This window comes from Parabacteroides sp. D25 (assembly GCF_000307475.1).
Taxonomy (GTDB): domain Bacteria; phylum Bacteroidota; class Bacteroidia; order Bacteroidales; family Tannerellaceae; genus Parabacteroides; species Parabacteroides distasonis.
In genome coordinates this window covers 1-1025 of sequence record NZ_JH976523.1, presented here as the reverse complement: position 1 = coordinate 1025, position 1025 = coordinate 1, and the positions used below count along the sequence as shown (strand labels likewise).

Sequence of the window (1025 nt, the reverse complement as noted above, 5' to 3'; positions counted from 1 at the left end):
AGATTGAATGCTGGGAAGCATAAACAATCGGGGTAAGGTTAGCGAACCTTGCCTTTCATCCCCCATTATAACTTTACATAGAGGAACTTTATCTATCCCCCCCCGCCCCCAAAGGGGGAGCGACCAAACGGCAGCTTCACTCAATGGAGTGTTACTGTTCATCAAAGCCAAGTGATAATTGTCGTTTCTCTGCTTCTTCTTTCTTTTGGGCAGCTAAAGTCTTTTTCCGAACGTATGTTTTAGCAAATGTCACTCGGTCACCATTGAATACTATCAGAGGATTAATAAACCAAAGATTATCGGCTGGTCCTCGGGCTATGATTTCAGCTTTTACAAGTTCTGCAAGTCCTTTATAAACAGCTTTGTCTGTTTTGTATTTGGTATATTCTAGGCATTTTTTTCTATTGAAGATGATTAAATCATTTTTGGGTTTCATGCAGGTCATAAAGTAACCAAAAACCCGAATAGCTGCTTGTGATAGGTCAAAGAATGCAGCAAAGTTAGAAAGATACAATTTAGTGAATTGTTCTTCATCTACTTCTATTTGACGGATAAACGAAGTCTTAAACACTTCTCCAGTTTCAGTGTCGGCTAAAGCTACTACGGCTCTCTTATCGCCACCACTATTACTCTTATACTTTTTAACAACATGATTTTCAATACCTTCTATAGCTTGTTTCATAAAAGGATTTTCTTCGTTCTTTTGAAAATCGGTTAACTTAACTGCTTTTTTATTTTCCATTTTGATGTGTTTTTGGGAAATATTATTCTCCACAAAGTAAACTATTATTTTCCATAAAAACAATATTAAGGGAAATATTATTTTCCTGTTTAGTATTATATTAGGAAATCAGTATTTTCTAGATTGGAAAATGAGAATTTCCAATATGGAAAATGCCCTATATTGTGTATCAAGTACTTAACTTATTCTATTTCTTCTATTCTTAATATACCCCCAAAACAGCACAAAATCAGTCACTTAAAAATCATCGGTCGGGGAGCGCCCAGCGGCAAGGGGCGGGACC

1 protein-coding gene is annotated in these 1025 nt (G+C 36.4%); it reads right to left on the bottom strand.

The annotated features are described in order from the left end of the window. Window positions 1–151 precede the first annotated feature (151 nt). Entirely contained in the window at window positions 152–742 is a 591-nt protein-coding gene (locus HMPREF0999_RS21605) for a replication/maintenance protein RepL (protein WP_004295513.1), read from the bottom strand. Between the last annotated feature and the right edge of the window lie 283 nt (window positions 743–1025).

Bases quoted from the DNA above. Each gene is read 5' to 3' on its own strand.
- HMPREF0999_RS21605 (WP_004295513.1), bottom strand. From the start codon at position 742: ATGGAAAATAAAAAAGCAGTTAAGTTAACCGATTTTCAAAAGAACGAA.